Here is a 15,065-nt window from a genome sequence, read left to right on the forward strand (position 1 = left end):
CCGTTTCGGGGGCATATTTTCGCGCCGCTTGGGCGCTTCGCCTGACGCCTCAAGGGCTTGAAGCCTTGATGCGGCTGAAGGCCTCCAGCGCCCGGCTTCGCGCCGAAGCATGGTCCACGATCGGGCCGGGGTAGCCGCTGCCGAGCCGCACACCGGCCGCCTGGAGCACCGAAGCGGGAGCCTTGAATGGGCAGTGGATATATTTCGCCGGCACGCGGGAAAGTTCGGGAACATGCCGCTTGATGTAAGCGCCTTCGGGATCGAACTTCTCGCCCTGAAGCGTGGGGTTGAAGATGCGAAAGAACGGCGCGGCGTCCGCCCCGCAGCCGGCCACCCACTGCCAGCTGGCCGCGTTCGAGGCGGGATCGGCGTCCAGAAGCGTGTCGCGGAACCAGGACATGCCGCTGCGCCAGTGCACCATGAGATCCTTGATCAGGAAAGAAGCCACGATCATCCGCACGCGATTGTGCATGTAGCCGTGCGTCCAGAGCTCGCGCATGCCGGCGTCGACGACCGGATAGCCGGTCATGCCGCGGGTCCAGGCGTCGAACATCGGCGCGTCGTCGCGCCACTCGAAGGCGTCGAAACGGCGGTCGAGATTGTCGGTGGCGAGTTCGGGATTGTGAAACAGCAGGTGATAGGAAAAATCGCGCCATGCCAGCTCCTTGCGGAAGACGGCGACGCCCTCCGCATCGGATCCGTCCGCGGCGCCCCGCGCCGCATGCCAGGCCTGCGCCGGCGAGATTTCGCCGAAGGCGAGGTGCGGCGACAGCCTTGATGTGCCGTCGAGCCCCGGAAAGTCGCGCGCTTGACCGTATCGCCCAAGCCGTTGCCGAACGAATGCCGCAAGCTGTTCCTGTGCCGCCGCTTCGCCCGGAGTCCAGGTCTCGCCGAAGCGGCTGGCCCAGTCCGGCTTCTGCGGAAGCAGTCGCCAGTCCTCCAGTCTCTCGCTGTGCGGGAACTGCTCGGGGCCGGGGATGTGCGATGGCGCGTCGATCGGCGTATCCGGCTCGCCGCCGTCAGACAACGCCCGCCAAAACGGCGTAAAGACCTTGTACGGCCCGCCGCTGCCGGTTTTCAGCCGCGAGGGATCGTGCAGCAGTTGGCCGGCAAAACTGCTGGCCTGGATGCCGGAGGCGCGAAGCGCGGCTTTGACCGCGCTGTCGACGCTGATCCCATCCGGGTCGTGCCGGCGGTTCCAGTAGAGTGCGCAGGCGCCGGTCTCCGCCAGGATCGCTTGCAGAACCTCCAGCGCTGCGCCGCGGCGCAGCACCAGCCGGCTGCCCGCCGCCGCGAGGCGGGCGCTGAGCGCTGAAAGCGAGTGATGCAACCACCAGGCCTGCGCCGCGCCGTAGGGCAGGGCGCCGTCGTTGCCCTGTTCGAGGATGAACAGCGCAATCACCGGACGGCCGCTCGAGATCGCCGCAGCGAGAGCGTGGTTGTCGGTCAATCGCAGATCCCGTCGGAACCAGACGATGACGGGCGCGAGGAGCGGAATCGGTATCATCATAGCGGCAACTGGTCGTCTTCCCCGGTCGGTCCGCCCTCGTTCTCCAGAACGTCGATGGCCTTTACCTCTCTGCGCGTGAACTTCAATCGCACACCCACCCCGGCCTCGTCTTCGCCGACGAGCAAGACGCCGCCGTCGAACAACGCCGCTTCGATCGCTCTGCGGGAGGCTTCGCTTGCGCCCTTCTTGCCGCACTCGAAATCCGAGATGGTGCGTGGTGAAACGCTCGCCGCTTCCGCAAGTTGATCCTTCGTCCAGTCGATCAGAGCTCGGCCGGCACGGCATTGGGCAGGGGTGATCATAAACGGCCTCGTGACATTTGCGTGGAGGAGGGAACGTCGCCTGGATTATCGGTATTTTGATCCACGCTCAATGGCGGCATCGGTCGCACGCGCGAACCGGTCGGCTCGGGCCGGGCAAAACCAAGCTGGGGCAAGCTGCTGAAACGAAGAAGGGGCCGCGCGATTGACGCGCAGCCCCTCTGAAACTGGCTCCCCGGGCCGGATTCGAACCGGCGACCTGTCGATTAACAGTCGAATGCTCTACCGCTGAGCTACCAGGGATCATCCGCTCGCTGCGGAGTGAGCGCGTAATACAAACGCTGGACCGATTTGCCAAGCGCTTTTTGCGAAAAATGCGCAACTTCCTTGATTGATTGTGGAGAAAGGACCAGATGACAGGCTGAACCCTCTGGAAATCTAGCCTCCCTGAGTTGTGACCTGCACGGATGAAACCGAAAGAGACGACCAAAACCCGCTTCGGCATTGATCACCGAACCCATGAGATCGTGATCGGCCCGTTCCGCCAGCGGCTGCCGCAGTCGCGCATACTGCGCATGGTGGTCGGAATCCTGCTGATCTTTTTCGGCATGCTCGGCTTTCTGCCGGTCCTCGGTTTCTGGATGATTCCGCTGGGTCTTCTCGTTCTGTCACACGATTCGCCCCTCATCCGTCGACAGCGGCGCAAGCTGGCCGTCTGGTGGGCGACGCGCAAGATGCGCCGCCGCCAGTAGGCCGACAGGTTTTTTCCTGGACTTAAACCGTTGTTCCATCTGCAACAGGCGGCAGGCGGACGCGCGCCCCTCGGGTCAGGTCGACGCGGACGGTCGTAATTCGGTTGGCGGCGCCCTCGATTTTGCGCACTTCGACCATATCTTGATCGGCTGGGGCTTTGAAGGAGCAAGGCGATGACCACCTACCATGTCGGATATTTCGTCGGGAGTCTCTCCAGCACGTCGCTGAACCGCAAGCTGGCAAAGGCCCTGGTGCGGCTTGCGCCGAAGGAGTTGGAATTTGAAGAAATTTCGTTCCGCGATCTGCCGCTGTATAGCCCGGATTTCGATGCGAACTATCCGCCGGTTGCCCTTGCATTCAAGGACGCGATCGCCAGCAAGGATGCGATACTTTTCGTCACGCCGGAGTACAATCGGTCGATCCCGGGTGGCTTGAAGAACGCGATCGACTGGGCCAGCCGGCCCTATGGCACCAATTCCTTTTCCCGCAAGGCAGCGGCGGTCATCGGCACCTCGCCCGGCTCGATCGGCACGGCCGTCGCCCAGCAAAGCCTTCGCAGCGTTCTGAGCTTCTGCAATGCGCCGCAGATGAATGCGCCGGAAGCCTATATCCAGTTCACCCCCGGACTGATCACCGACGACGGCGAAGTCACGGTGGATTCGACCACGGATTTTCTGCGCAACTACATGGCCCACTTCCACGCCTTCATCGTCCGGGTGCGAACGGTGCTGCCGCGCGAATGAATGCCGAGGCCGCGCGAGGCACCAGGCCGGACGGGAGCCTCCCCGGCCGGCCTGGTGCAGCCGACGCGCCTCAGCGAGTGGCAATGACACAGGAATACTGCCGCGTTTGGCCCCGATCTCAGGGCCGGCAGGGCCGGCCCGATCTGTGGGAAACGCCGTTTCTCGATTGGCAAGGCGCAATTTCAGAAGGAGCCCCTTGCTTCCTTATCGGATTCGTTCTAAACGCCCGGCACCACTCGCTTTTAAGCAAACGGACGGCCTCGTGGCGGAGTGGTTACGCAGAGGACTGCAAATCCTTGCACCCCGGTTCGATTCCGGGCGAGGCCTCCACCTTATTTTCTTCAGAAATTCAATATGTTGATGAGGGTACGGCGCCGGCGATTGCCTGGCTTTTTGTCGGCGACCTCGCACTTCCTGCTATTGGCCTCGTGCACCACGCGATACTCCGCGGCCAGTGCCGGCGTGGTGGTTCAACTAGCGTAGATGCCACGGGCACCATGGCTGGTTGCAGAACTGGTTGACGTAGTGATCTTCCCCTTGGTTCGATTGAGTAACCAGACTGTTATCGCGAATCACCTGGTGCCCATGGTCGTGATCCCCATGGTTATGATCGCCATGATTATGATCCCCATGCTCGTGATCGCCATGGTCATGATGGTCGCTATGTTCGCTATGATCGTGCTGAGAGTTGCTTTCCCTGGCGAAGGCTACAGGCGAAGCAGCGAGGGCTATTGTTGCAATGGCTGCAATTGTCAGGGCTAGGCGCATGACACATCTCCAGATGCCCAGCGAAACCACATGCCGGACAGTAAACGCCAGTCTTTCTGTAGTAATGGACGGCAAACAATACTATATACCCCGTGTGTAAGAGGGGCGGTAACTTCACGGTGTCTGACGATCAATTCAGCGTGACGGCCGGGCTGCCGTTTGCAAGAAAGAAACCCCGCCAAAGGGGGAGCAATCAGAGGGGAAACAGCTGCTGTGGCCGGAAAGAATGCGACCGGCGGTCCGCCGGTCGCGTTGAGGGATTCTCTTCAACCGACATGTTTCGGGATTGGTCGCGCGCCTCGGATATTAAGACGATCCTGTCCCAGACCCCGCACCGGTCGCAGTCTAAGGCATGTCGCGCAGCGGTTTTGCGAAAACCACATGCGATAAAACAAGGACTTAAAGCGCGGGATGCGCATCCGAAGGATCGCGACCCGCTTTAGTACTGGGCGTTGATCGTCCCGGTGCGCATCCCGGTGATTTCCGCATCGGGCGAAGGGCCTGGATAATCCGCGTAGGTCGTATTGTAGGCGCCGGATTGCGTGGCGCACCCGGACAGTGCAAGAAGCGCCAGAACAAGCATGGTGATCGTAGCACGGTAGGTCATGGCGTCCTCCATTGCCGGGCATGTGGCATTGGTCAATCTACCTCTCGTTGCCGTTGGGTGGCAAGAGGATCGCCGCAGTCGCAGGGGTTGGGCGATGAATTGGCACCGGGCGGAGCGGAACGCTGCCGCGGCTGGCGAGGTCAGTTGGGCGCGGTCTCAAGGCCGACCAGGGCGATCTTCGGATAGCCGGCTGCCTGCAGCAGGTTCATCACCTCCATGACGGCGCCATAATCGACAGTCTTGTCGGCGCGAAGCAGGATGCGTGTCTCCCTGTTGCCCTGCGTGATCGCATCCAGTTCCGCGGCGAATGTCTCGCGCGTCACCGTGCCGTTGCCCAGCGAAAGTGCCAGGTCATTCTTCAGCGTCACGAACACCGGCTTGTCATCATCCCGCGGGACGGGCCTGGCGGCGGAGGAGGGGAGGTCGACGTCAACGTCGACCGTTGCAAGCGGCGCCGCCACCATGAAGATGATGAGCAGCACGAGCATGACATCGATGAACGGGGTGACGTTGATCTCGCTGTTTTCCCCAAGATCGTCGCGTTCGGGGTCCCTGATCCTGCCGGCCATGGTTCACCCGATCCGGACGAGGGCTGGATCGGGGCGCGCGTTGCCGGTGCCGCGTTGGGCCGCAAGCTTCGCCCGGCGCCTGTCGAGGTCGCGGCTGACCAGGCGCTCGATCGCCGCCGAGGCGTCGGTCAATCCCTGCCGGTAGCCGGTAATGGCGCGGACCAGAACGTTGTAGATGACGACGGCGGGGATGGCCGCCACCAGCCCGATCGCCGTTGCCAGCAAAGCCTCGGCGATGCCCGGCGCGACGATGGCGAGGTTGGTCGTCTGCGCCTTCGAGATGCCGATGAACGCGTTCATGATGCCCCAGACGGTGCCGAAGAGGCCGACGAAAGGCGCAGTCGAGCCGATCGTTGCGAGCAGGCCGGTTCCCTTGGCGATCCGTCTTCCGGCCCGGACCTCCATTCGCTGGAGGCGCGAGGCGACCCGTTCCTTCACGCCGACGTCGGAAATCAGGTCGATCACCGCGTCCGAACCGTCCATTTCTTCGCGCGCCGCCTTGACCATCTGGGCGGGGGCGTCCCGGTGGCCGGCGAGCATTTCCTCGGCCGCCGCGAGCCCCGGTGCGGCGGTCAGGCAACGCATGGCACGGCCGAGCGCGCGTTGGACCGCACCGAGTTCGATGATCTTGGCGATGAGCACCGTCCAGGTGGCGACGGACGCGGCGGCGAGGCCGATCATCACGGTCTTGACGACCCTGTCGGCCGCCATGAACATGCCCCAGGCCGACAGGTTATGCGGCAGGTCGGTCTGACGTACGGCCGCGGCGGTGGCGATTTCGGCATTGGCTGCCGGACGTGCCTCGTGATCGGACACCGGCACTTTCACCTCGGACGAGGTGCCGAACTGTAGGTTCTGCGCTGTGGCCGCGGTGGGGGCGGGCGCCGCTGGCGCCGCGTCTGCCGCCACGGTGGCAACCGATCCGGGTGTCGATATCGCCCCGTTCGAAGCCCGCCCTGCAGCCGCGGCCGTCGGGCGGGTTTGCGTTTGCGCGTCGCCGCTGGCGGGAGGGGCCTGTTGGGCCAGGCCCGGCATGGTGGAGAACACGAGGCCGAATGCGGCGAACGCCGCGGCCAGTTGGGGCCGTTTCGTCAAGGTTGGATCCTCTGATGCTCCGCTTGCCAGGCGCGCGGTGAGCGCGCCCCGCGCGGATTGATGTCCAGGTGATCGATACAACGAAATTTCACTGCCCGGCAATATTAATATGAGGTAGATACTCATGTTTTTTGTCGGCAGCGTTGTCATCCTGCGTCATTTTTTTGCCCATAGGTGGCAGCAATGGATATGGACACCCAATGCGAAAGCGCATTAAGACAGGCTGAATATATCCGCCGGCCGGACAAACGGCCGCGAGCTTCTGACAGGGCAGCAATGATGGACTATACCGCAGCGCGCATCAAAATGGTCGACAACCAGATCCGGACCACGGACGTCACATCGCATTCCGTGCTCGAGGCGTTCCTGTCTGTGCCCCGCGAAGCGTTCGTTCCGGCTGCAATGAAGCCGCTCGCCTACATCGACAATGACATCGAGCTTGCGCCGGGTCGTTATCTGATGTCTCCGTCGCCGCTGGCAAAACTTGTCCAATTGGCCGCGATCACCAAGGAAGACCTGGTTCTCGAGGTTGGCTGCGGGACCGGCTATGTCTCGGCCATCCTGTCGACGCTCGCCGGTTCGGTGGTTGCGCTGGAGAGCGATGAAGCGCTTGCGGTGAAGGCCAGCGAGACCCTGGCCGAGCATGGCTATGACAATGTCGCTGTCGTCACCGGCGATCTGGAAAAAGGCTATGGCGCCGAATCCCCCTATGACGTGATTGTCGTTGATGGCGCCGTCGAGATCATTCCGGAGGCGCTCTTCGGCCAGTTGCGGGATGGCGGGCGGCTGGTTGTCGTGCAGGGCTACGGCAACGCGTCGCAGGCGCGGCTTTTCGTCAAGGAGCGCGGTGTTGTCTCGCAGCGCGCCGCCTTCAACACGGCCGTCAAGCCGCTGCCGGGCTTCCGCAAGGCTGCCGAGTTCGTGTTCTGAAAATTCGCCGAAAATTCGAGTCGGATTTCGGAAAGGATTTTGTTGTAATTTAGCATGTCTTCACGTGCGTTGCGCACCGAGCGCACTGGTGTGCGTAGGATTGGAGTTGCGACAGCCCTGTGGAATGTTACTCTGATGCGGTCGGAATTAAAGTGCAATGGTCCCTCATCACTTGTGCTGAGGGTGGGGAAAAGATACAGGTGACGGCTTGAAACTTGACTGCGGCGACCGATGCGAGCGCTGCAGTCGCGGGGAAATCATGCGTGTCGCGACACCGGTCGGTGTCGTTGTTGCGTAAAGCGGGACCGGTCCGCCGGTCCAGTCTGGAGTTGTACGTGTCCATGATTCGCAAGACCGCCCTGGCAGCGGCGCTCGTTCCCTTCCTGCTGGCGACGACTCAATCAGTTTCGGCCGAAACGCTCGCGGGCGCCATGGCAAAGACCTACGCGAACAACCCGGATCTGAATGCCGCTCGGGCGGCGCTGCGCGCCATCGACGAGAATGTGACCATCGCCAAGGCCGCCATGCGCCCGCAGATTAATGGCGTGGCGGAAGCGAATGCGACGAGACGGCAATTCGACAAAGACTGTGCGGTTACTCCTTCACCGGTGTTCGGATGTTCGCAGCCGCTGGGGCGTAGGGATACCTTTACCTCCTCCTACGGCATTTCAATTACCCAACAGATCTTCGACGGCTTCCAGACGCTAAATCGGGTGCGCTCTGCCGAGGCAAACGTGCTCGCCAACCGCGAGGCGCTGCGCGCGCAGGAAATCTCGATCCTTCTTGCCGCCGTCGAGGCCTATACCAACATCGCCCGCGACCAGGCGATCGTCGTCATCCGCCAGAAGAACCTGGCGTTCCTGCGCGAGCAGCTCAACGCTTCCAAGGCCCGCCTCAATGTCGGCGAGGGAACCCAGACGGACGTGAGCCTGGCCGAGGCCCAGCTCGCCGAGGCCGAGGCCCTACTGGTTTCCGCGCGGGCGGCGCTGAAATCGAGCGAGGCGGTCTATTTCCAGATCGTCGGTGACCAGCCGAAGAACATCAAGCAGCCGCCGCCGGCCACGCGCGGCGTTCCGCGGAACCTCGACCAGGCGGTTGCGGCCGGACTGCGCGACAATCCGCAGATTCTCTCTGCGGAACGCAGCGTCGATGCGGCCGGTTACAACGTCAAGGCCGCCGAGGGCACAATGTTGCCGGGCGTCTCCCTCCAGGGTGACGTGTTCAAGTCGGTGAACGACAGCGGCAGCACGAACGACAACGTTGCCGGCAGCATCTCCGCCCGCGTGACGATCCCGCTTTACCAGGGCGGCGCCGAATACGGCCAGATCCGCCAGGCCAAGGAACGGCTCGGCCAGCAGCGCATCCTCGTCGATTCGGCCCGTCTCGAGGTGCAGCAGACGATCATTTCCGTCTACACGCAGTTCGAGGCCGCACTTGCTGCGATCAAGGCCAACGAGGCGGAAATCGAAGCAGCGAACCTGGCGCTTGCGGGCGTCGTCGAGGAGCGCAATGTCGGCCAGCGGACCACGCTGGACGTGCTCATCGCCCAGCAGACCGTGCTCGACGCACAGGAGCGGCTGGTGATTTCCCAGCGCATCGCGGTCGTGGCCAGCTATTCGCTGCTTGCATCGATTGGGCGTCTGACGGTCCGCGACCAGGGCCTGCAGGTTGCCGAATATCGCGCCGGCGACCACTACGAAGCCGTCAAGGACAAGTGGTTCGGCCTGCGCACCGTCGACGGCCGCTGATCCCCCGCGCATTGGCAGGGCCCACAATTCTGTGCATCACTGTTAAGAGTTGATTCGCGACGATTTTTTTGCCCTCGCGAGTGGCCTATGCTCTTGCTTATTCGCACCGCATCGAACCCCGTATCGTGTTCGTCATCGGTTGCGAGTTGCAGTGAACGGGGATGAAAATGGCTCAGCCAAATGTAGCGCGTGAACCCTCGATGGACGAGATCCTGGCGTCGATCCGTCGGATCATCGAGAGCAACGAGCCCCCCCTGGGGCCCCCGCCGGTGCTGATCCAGACGGCTGACGCCGAGGCGTCATCGAGCGGCGATAGCTTCGATGAGGAGACTATTGTCGCCGACTTTCACGCCGAGGAGGCGCGCCGCGCCGCTGCAACGAACGAGATCGAGGTGACCGCAACGTCCCCGGCTCAGCCGGAACCGCGCACGCCGCAGCCGGCAATGTCGCTGGCCGACGTTGCTGCGCGCGTGCGTGCGGCCTCGGAGCGCGGCGGCATGCAGCCGCGCGAAGACAATGTCGGCAGGGTCGAACTGTCCGTCGACACGGCGCCCCGGCAGAACACCAGTCCGCTGACGACGGCGCGCATGATGCCATCGGGGACCGCGGGCGTTCGGCCGCAAGACGCGATCGCGCAAGAGGACTTTCGGCCGTCCGGGTTTGATGTCGCCGACGGAGCCGACGTTGCCGCTGCTGCGCCGGTATCCGAAGTGGCGCTGACGGCTGCGTCCGTATCCCTCGTCTCGCCGGCCGTGGGTGCGCAGGTCGCCAACTCTTTCGGTGCGCTGGCGGAGGCCGTCGAGGCCGGTCCGCGCCGGTCATTCGACGAGATCGCCGAGGAAATGCTTCGGCCGATGCTGCAGGAGTGGCTCGACGACAATCTGCCGACCTTGGTGGAGCGGCTGGTGCGAGAGGAAATCGCCCGCGTGGCGCGCGGCCCGCGCCGGTAGGCGATCCCGCAATCATTCCCACCCGCGCCTGCGCAGAACGCCCTGTTGGTTCGGATCGCATTTTGCGCGGATTCTGATGCTAACGCCTCCTTTGCGGATCCGATCGGATCCGCCAGGCGCAATAGGCCCGCGCGAATATCGACCGGTTGCATGGAGCCGAAACGGAATCGAACAGGTTCCTGCGGCAGGGCAATATCGGCGCGGGTCGGTACGGGGCCGCGTCGGCTGGCGTGGCTTTTCTCTTGTTGTTGTTGACTTCAATATGGGCATCCGGTTTAGAACCCGATGACTGCAACAATGGGTATGGCCAGTAAGATGCTTGAGAAAAACTATGATTCCGCGGCCGTAGAACCGAGAATTGCGAAAGTCTGGGAGGACGCGGATGCCTTCCGCGCCGGGGCCGGCGCCAAGCCCGGCGCCGAAACCTTCTCGATCGTGATTCCGCCGCCGAACGTGACCGGTTCGCTGCACATGGGCCACGCGCTCAACAACACGCTGCAGGACATCATGGTGCGCTTCGAGCGCATGCGCGGCAAGGACGTGCTGTGGCAGCCCGGCATGGACCATGCCGGCATTGCCACCCAGATGGTTGTCGAGCGCAAGCTGATGGAAAAGCAGCAGCACCGTCGCGAGATGGGCCGCGAGGCTTTCATCGAAAAGGTCTGGGAATGGAAGGCCGAATCCGGCGGCCTGATATTCAACCAGCTGCGCCGTCTCGGCGCGTCGTGCGACTGGTCGCGCGAGCGCTTCACCATGGACGAGGGTCTCTCCGAGGCCGTGCTCGAGGTCTTCGTCTCGCTCTACAAGGAAGGGCTGATCTACAAGGACAAGCGCCTTGTGAACTGGGACCCGAAGCTTCTGACCGCCATCTCCGACCTTGAGGTCGAGCAGGTCGAGGTCAACGGCAACCTCTGGCACCTTCGCTATCCGCTCGAGCCGGGCGTCACCTATCAGCATCCGGTCGCCTTCGATGACGACGGCAAGCCGGTTGAATGGGAAACGCGCGACTATCTGGTGGTGGCGACGACGCGACCGGAAACGATGCTCGGCGATACCGGCGTGGCGGTCCACCCGGACGACGAGCGCTACCAAAAGATCGTCGGCAAGCACGTCATCCTGCCGATCGTCGGCCGACGCATTCCGATCGTCGCCGATGAATACCCGGACCCGACGGCCGGAACCGGCGCCGTCAAGATGACGCCCGCCCACGACTTCAACGACTTCGAGGTCGGCAAGCGCCGCGGCCTGCGCGCCATCAACGTGCTGACGATCGAGGGACGGATCACCATCAAGGACAACGAGGACTTCCTCGAGGGCCTCGATCATCCCGCAGCACTGCATGGCGCCTGGGATCAGTTGGAGGGCAAGGACCGGTTCGAGGCGCGCAAGATCATCGTTGAGATCCTCGAGGAAGCCGGGCTCGTCGACAAGATCGAGCCGCACAAGCACACGGTGCCGCACGGCGACCGAGGCGGCGTGCCGATCGAGCCGCGCCTGACCGAGCAGTGGTATGTCGACGCCAAGACGCTGGCCAAGCCGGCGATCGCCTCGGTGCGCGAAGGTCGCACGAAGTTTGTGCCGAAGAACTGGGAAAAGACTTATTTCGAGTGGATGGAGAACATCCAGCCCTGGTGTGTCTCGCGCCAGCTGTGGTGGGGCCATCAGATCCCGGCCTGGTACGGCCCGGACGGCCAGGTCTTCGTCGAGAAGACCGAGGAAGAGGCGCTGCACGCCGCGATCCAGCACTACATCGCCCATGAAGGCCCGTGGAAGGCCTGGGTCGAAGAGAAGCTGGAAAACTTCAAGCCCGGCGAGATCCTGACCCGCGACGAGGACGTGCTCGACACCTGGTTCTCGTCGGCGCTCTGGCCGTTCTCCACGCTCGGCTGGCCGAAGGAAACGCCGGAGCTGGAGCGCTACTACCAGACCGATGTGCTCGTCACCGGCTTCGACATCATCTTCTTCTGGGTTGCCCGGATGATGATGATGGGCCTGCACTTCATGAAGGACGAACTCGGCAACCCGGTCGAGCCGTTCCACACCGTCTATGTCCACGCGCTGGTGCGCGACAAGAATGGGCAGAAGATGTCGAAGTCGAAGGGCAACGTCATCGATCCGCTCGACCTTATCGACGAGTACGGCGCCGACGCACTGCGCTTCACGCTGGCCATCATGGCCGCGCAGGGTCGCGACGTGAAGCTCGACCCGGCGCGGATCGCCGGTTATCGCAATTTCGGCACCAAGCTCTGGAACGCCACCCGGTTTGCCGAGATGAACGGCGTGAAGATCGATCCGCAATTCGTGCCGGAAGCGGCCTCCCTGACGATCAACCGCTGGATCCTCACCGAACTCGCTCGCACCGCCCGAGACGTGACGGAGGCGATCGAGAGCTACCGCTTCAACGACGCGGCCGGAACCCTCTATCGCTTCATCTGGAACCAGTTCTGCGACTGGTATCTCGAACTGCTGAAGCCGGTGTTCAACGGCGAGGACGAGGGCGCCAAGGCCGAATCGCAGGCCTGCGCCGCCTATGTGCTTGAGGAGACCTACAAGCTCCTCCATCCCTTCATGCCCTTCATGACCGAAGAGCTCTGGGCACATACGGCGGGCGAGGGCAACGAGCGCCTTGGCCTGATCTGCCATGCCGAATGGCCGACGCCGGCCTATGCGGACGACGCAGCCGCCGACGAGATCAACTGGCTGGTCGATCTCGTCTCCGGCATCCGTTCCGCGCGCGCCGAAATGAACGTCCCCCCGGCGGCCGTTGCGCCGCTGGTCGTCGTCGGTGCAAACGCGCAGACGCGGATCCGCCTGGAGCGTCACGAGCCGGCAATTCGCAGGCTTGCCCGCGTCGATGCGATCACGCTCGCCGACGACGCGCCGAAAGGGTCCGCGCAGATCGTGGTCGGCGAGGCGACGGCGTGCCTGCCGCTCGGTAGCCTGATTGATCTCGCCGCCGAGACGTCGCGCCTGGAGAAGGCGATCGCCAAGGCTAGCGCCGAGGCCGATCGCATTCGCGGCAAGCTCGGCAACGACAAGTTCGTCGCCAACGCGAAGCCTGAGGTGGTCGAAGCCGAGCGCGAGAGGCTTGCCGAACTGGAGCAGCAACTGTCGAGCCTCGGCATCGCGCTTGCCCGGGTCGCCGAGGCCGGCTGAGTCGGTCAGGGCCGCCATCTTTACGGGAACAATGCAACCGCGCCGTTTGGTGGCGCGGTTGTGTCTTGTTGAGCCCGACCAAAACAGCCGATGTGGTCGAAATGTGACATGCCACCGCGATTGTGGAATGTGGTACCTCAGCTTGCAGCATTGCGCGCGGTTTGGGCGAAAAAAATTCTAGAACGCTGCAATTCTGGCATCGCCGCATAAAGCTTGCGGAATCCGATCGGTCTCCTCGGAGCGTCCTGCACAGTCCGCCCGTTTGCAAAGCCACGCGCACTTTCCGATACTCCGGCCGCTGCGACGGTTTGAGCTGGCCGGCGCGGTGATTGCCAGGGGAACTCCATGCACAGAAATACACTGAGGTCGGGCGCTTTGGGGCTTGCCGCGTTCGCGCTGTCGAGCACCGCGCTCGCCGGCGGACTCGAACGTCACGGCTACGACGTCGACCTGCTGTTCGAAAAATCGCCCTATGTCTTCGACAGCACGGTGATTTACGTGATGCCGAACCGCAGGATCAAGAACGCGGTGGATCACAGCGTTCCGGCAGAGACGAACCTCAACAGCATCGGCTATTCCACCTCCGCGGACGGCTCTGAGAACTACGTCGATCCTTATGTCGGCGCGAAAGCGGCAATTGGCGATTCGATCGACTGCATGATCGACTATTCGGAGCCATGGGGCGCCAGCTCCAATCCCGGGCGCTTCTGGGCCGGCGCCAAGGATATGTCCGAGATCGAGGTGTTCAGCCGCAACTTTGGCGGCGCGTGCTCCTACAAGTTCGATGCCGGACCGGGCCAGTTCCGGGTGATCGGTGGCGGCTTTTACCAGGAGATCGGCGGCCACAAGGAGGCTGTCGTGTTCGCGCCGGAAGTACTGCCGGCCCTCGGGGCGATGCTTGGGGGATTGGATTTCTCCGGCTTCAGCGGGCTTGGCCGGCTTGAAGACATGGAGGATCGCAGCGGCGGATGGCGGCTGGGTGTCGGTTACGAAATTCCCGAATATGCCATTCGCGCAAGCCTCGTCTACAATAGCAGGGTCAAGTATGACAGCATTGATGGAACGCTCGACCTGACCGGGGTTCCTGCGGCCACGGCGTTGCTGGAAACAAACCCGCTGAAACGGGCAATCTACGAGCGTGTATTCGGACAGAAGACTCCGGTAACGGGTTCAGCGACCTTGCCGGATTCGCTGGAACTGAAGCTGCAGTCCGGCATCGCCCCTGACTGGCTTGCTTTCGGTTCCGTCAAGTGGACGAACTGGAGCCTGCTGCAGTCGGTCGCGTTCACTTGCGACGGCAGTGCGGCCTTCTGTGGCGATGCGACGGGGGTGCCGCTGACCGCGCTCGACCTCTTCTATCGCGATGGCTGGACCGTGACGGGCGGCGTCGGCCACAAGATCAACGAACAGTGGAGCGGCGGCGTGAGCCTCACCTGGGACCGCGGCACGAGCACCGTGACCGGCGCGCATTCGGACAGTTGGACCGTCGGTCTTGGCACCGCCTATACGCCCACGGAGAACGTCGAGCTGCGTTTCGCCGGGGCGCTCGGCCTATTGACCAGCGGCGAGTCCAATCCGGTCAGCCTGACCTCCATCAGCTACGAGTACGGCACTGACTTGGTCTCGGCCCTGTCGGCCGAGTTGAAGGTCAAGTTCTGATCCCGGGGCCAACAGTCGAGACGGGGTCCGGGTCATACCCGGGCCTTTTTTGTATCCGATGCTCTGCGACGGTCGCAAAGAGCGCTGCTCGGCAGGCGGGACTCGCCTTCCGGTGTCTGTGCCGATTTGGCAACACATTCTTTGCGATAGTTTGCTAGACAGGAACGGCGGACCGTCTTGTCCATTTCCCGCCACAAACGGGGAGCAGCGATAGGCCCGAGAGCGCGCTGGAAAGGCGCCGAAGGAAACGATGAACCGAGTGGTGCCATTGGTGATGCCGTTGTTGACAAGATTGCCGGAGAAGCGCGGGTTGCGCG

Annotated in this window: 12 protein-coding genes and 2 tRNA genes; 8 read left to right on the forward strand and 6 right to left on the reverse strand. The window is 63.1% G+C overall.

Translation table 11 applies throughout. The features are described from left to right. Positions 1–49 precede the first annotated feature (49 nt). The 3 genes from JNC62_RS07105 to JNC62_RS07115 form a co-directional block, all read right to left on the reverse strand. Entirely contained in the window at positions 50–1,507 is a 1,458-nt protein-coding gene (locus JNC62_RS07105) for a cryptochrome/photolyase family protein (RefSeq protein ID WP_374837453.1), read from the reverse strand. Continuing rightward, positions 1,507–1,812, reverse strand: a complete 306-nt coding sequence (locus JNC62_RS07110) for a helix-turn-helix domain-containing protein (protein WP_374837296.1) — start codon at positions 1,810–1,812, stop codon at positions 1,507–1,509. Before JNC62_RS07110 ends, JNC62_RS07105 begins: the two co-directional genes overlap by 1 nt. A 186-nt stretch (positions 1,813–1,998) precedes the next feature. Further along, positions 1,999–2,073, reverse strand: a tRNA-Asn gene (locus JNC62_RS07115). Between the two features lie 164 nt (positions 2,074–2,237). On the opposite strand from JNC62_RS07115, the gene JNC62_RS07120 reads away from it, so the two are divergent. From JNC62_RS07120 to JNC62_RS07130, 3 genes are all read left to right on the forward strand, one after another. Continuing rightward, complete coding sequence (locus tag JNC62_RS07120) at positions 2,238–2,522, forward strand: hypothetical protein (protein ID WP_374837297.1); 285 nt, start codon at positions 2,238–2,240, stop codon at positions 2,520–2,522. A 174-nt stretch (positions 2,523–2,696) separates the two neighbouring features. Beyond that, positions 2,697–3,266, forward strand: a complete 570-nt coding sequence (locus JNC62_RS07125) for an NADPH-dependent FMN reductase (protein ID WP_374837299.1) — start codon at positions 2,697–2,699, stop codon at positions 3,264–3,266. 256 nt (positions 3,267–3,522) lie between these two features. Further along, a tRNA-Cys gene (locus JNC62_RS07130) sits at positions 3,523–3,596 on the forward strand. 877 nt (positions 3,597–4,473) lie between these two features. Here the strand turns inward: JNC62_RS07130 and JNC62_RS07135 are convergent. The 3 genes from JNC62_RS07135 to exbB all read right to left on the reverse strand — a co-directional run bounded on the left by JNC62_RS07135 (position 4,474) and on the right by exbB (position 6,245). After that, entirely contained in the window at positions 4,474–4,641 is a 168-nt protein-coding gene (locus JNC62_RS07135) for a hypothetical protein (RefSeq protein ID WP_374837300.1), read from the reverse strand. 140 nt (positions 4,642–4,781) lie between these two features. Continuing rightward, complete coding sequence (gene exbD / locus JNC62_RS07140; RefSeq protein WP_374837302.1) at positions 4,782–5,210, reverse strand: TonB system transport protein ExbD; 429 nt, start codon at positions 5,208–5,210, stop codon at positions 4,782–4,784. Between the two features lie 3 nt (positions 5,211–5,213). Continuing rightward, the gene (gene exbB, locus JNC62_RS07145; RefSeq protein ID WP_374837455.1) at positions 5,214–6,245 is read right to left on the reverse strand and encodes a tonB-system energizer ExbB; all 1,032 of its coding nucleotides are present in this window, start codon (positions 6,243–6,245) and stop codon (positions 5,214–5,216) included. Positions 6,246–6,584: 339 nt separating this feature from the next. Between exbB and JNC62_RS07150 the strand changes: the two genes are divergently transcribed. The 5 genes from JNC62_RS07150 to JNC62_RS07170 all read left to right on the forward strand — a co-directional run bounded on the left by JNC62_RS07150 (position 6,585) and on the right by JNC62_RS07170 (position 14,748). Next, positions 6,585–7,235, forward strand: coding sequence for a protein-L-isoaspartate O-methyltransferase family protein (locus JNC62_RS07150; RefSeq protein ID WP_374837304.1), 651 nt, complete (start codon positions 6,585–6,587; stop codon positions 7,233–7,235). 341 nt (positions 7,236–7,576) lie between these two features. After that, a complete protein-coding gene (locus JNC62_RS07155) occupies positions 7,577–8,983 on the forward strand; it encodes a TolC family outer membrane protein (protein WP_374837457.1) in 1,407 nt (468 codons plus the stop codon). A 167-nt stretch (positions 8,984–9,150) separates the two neighbouring features. Continuing rightward, entirely contained in the window at positions 9,151–9,933 is a 783-nt protein-coding gene (locus JNC62_RS07160; protein WP_374837306.1) for a PopZ family protein, read from the forward strand. 315 nt (positions 9,934–10,248) lie between these two features. After that, a complete protein-coding gene (locus tag JNC62_RS07165) occupies positions 10,249–13,089 on the forward strand; it encodes a valine--tRNA ligase (RefSeq protein WP_374837308.1) in 2,841 nt (946 codons plus the stop codon). A 345-nt stretch (positions 13,090–13,434) separates the two neighbouring features. Then, positions 13,435–14,748, forward strand: a complete 1,314-nt coding sequence (locus JNC62_RS07170) for an outer membrane protein transport protein (RefSeq protein ID WP_374837310.1) — start codon at positions 13,435–13,437, stop codon at positions 14,746–14,748. Positions 14,749–15,065 lie beyond the last annotated feature (317 nt).

Origin of the sequence: Mycoplana ramosa (genome assembly GCF_041930185.1) — a bacterium.
Taxonomy (GTDB): domain Bacteria; phylum Pseudomonadota; class Alphaproteobacteria; order Rhizobiales; family Rhizobiaceae; genus Mycoplana; species Mycoplana ramosa.

Excerpts from the sequence above, each read along its gene's own strand:
- exbB (WP_374837455.1), bottom strand. The coding sequence starts at position 6,245 with ATGCCGGGCCTGGCCCAACAGGCCCCTCCCGCCAGCGGCGACGCGCAA.
- JNC62_RS07135 (WP_374837300.1), bottom strand. The coding sequence starts at position 4,641 with ATGACCTACCGTGCTACGATCACCATGCTTGTTCTGGCGCTTCTTGCA.
- exbD (WP_374837302.1), bottom strand. The coding sequence starts at position 5,210 with ATGGCCGGCAGGATCAGGGACCCCGAACGCGACGATCTTGGGGAAAAC.
- JNC62_RS07150 (WP_374837304.1), top strand. The coding sequence starts at position 6,585 with ATGGACTATACCGCAGCGCGCATCAAAATGGTCGACAACCAGATCCGG.
- JNC62_RS07160 (WP_374837306.1), top strand. The coding sequence starts at position 9,151 with ATGGCTCAGCCAAATGTAGCGCGTGAACCCTCGATGGACGAGATCCTG.
- JNC62_RS07120 (WP_374837297.1), top strand. The coding sequence starts at position 2,238 with ATGAAACCGAAAGAGACGACCAAAACCCGCTTCGGCATTGATCACCGA.
- JNC62_RS07165 (WP_374837308.1), top strand. The coding sequence starts at position 10,249 with ATGCTTGAGAAAAACTATGATTCCGCGGCCGTAGAACCGAGAATTGCG.
- JNC62_RS07105 (WP_374837453.1), bottom strand. The coding sequence starts at position 1,507 with ATGATACCGATTCCGCTCCTCGCGCCCGTCATCGTCTGGTTCCGACGG.
- JNC62_RS07170 (WP_374837310.1), top strand. The coding sequence starts at position 13,435 with ATGCACAGAAATACACTGAGGTCGGGCGCTTTGGGGCTTGCCGCGTTC.
- JNC62_RS07125 (WP_374837299.1), top strand. The coding sequence starts at position 2,697 with ATGACCACCTACCATGTCGGATATTTCGTCGGGAGTCTCTCCAGCACG.
- JNC62_RS07110 (WP_374837296.1), bottom strand. The coding sequence starts at position 1,812 with ATGATCACCCCTGCCCAATGCCGTGCCGGCCGAGCTCTGATCGACTGG.
- JNC62_RS07155 (WP_374837457.1), top strand. The coding sequence starts at position 7,577 with ATGATTCGCAAGACCGCCCTGGCAGCGGCGCTCGTTCCCTTCCTGCTG.